This window comes from Streptomyces sodiiphilus (assembly GCF_039529215.1).
Lineage (GTDB): Bacteria > Actinomycetota > Actinomycetes > Streptomycetales > Streptomycetaceae > Streptomyces > Streptomyces sodiiphilus.
In genome coordinates, this window is the sequence record NZ_BAAAMJ010000092.1 from 1 (window position 1) to 530 (window position 530).

The following is a 530-nucleotide window of genomic DNA, read 5'->3' on the forward strand; positions in this document are numbered from 1 at the left end:
CGTCGTTGCTGTTGCTGTCGTCGCAGCGAGATCGGCATGATCACGCAAGTGCAGCACGAAGATCACCGAAGACGACGAGAAGGCCATCGTCCGCCTGCCCGAGGCCGCCTGGGAGACCTCCGTGCACCAGGACGGCAGCCTCCAGGAGGGCTGCTTCGTCGCCGAGTTGACCGCGCTGAACACCCGCGAGGGCTGGCCGGAGGGCATACCGCTGATCGTGCGGCGCGTCAGGCCCACCCGCCGGCACCTGAAGAAACTGACCGCCTCCTGGGAAGAAGACCGGCTGGCGGTACTGCATCACCGCCACCAACATCCGCCACGTGTGAGGCATCGCAGGCTCGGGCCACAGCCAGTTCCTGGACGTGCTGCACCGCTCGCATGCCGGCGTCGAGGACCGGGTGCGCACCAACAAGGCGACGGGACTGGACAACTTGCCCTCCGCCTCCTGGGAAGTGAACCGCGGCTGGATGCTCGCCGCGAACCTCGCCAGTGATCTCGACGCCTGGGTGCGGCTGCTGGCCCTGCACGAC

Annotated in this window: 1 protein-coding gene; it reads right to left on the reverse strand. The window is 67.7% G+C overall.

Translation table 11 applies throughout. From position 1 onward, the window contains the following. Positions 1-237, reverse strand: a 237-nt coding sequence (locus ABD299_RS24730; protein WP_344266964.1) for a hypothetical protein, incomplete at its 3' end; no start/stop codon positions are given. Positions 238-530 lie beyond the last annotated feature (293 nt).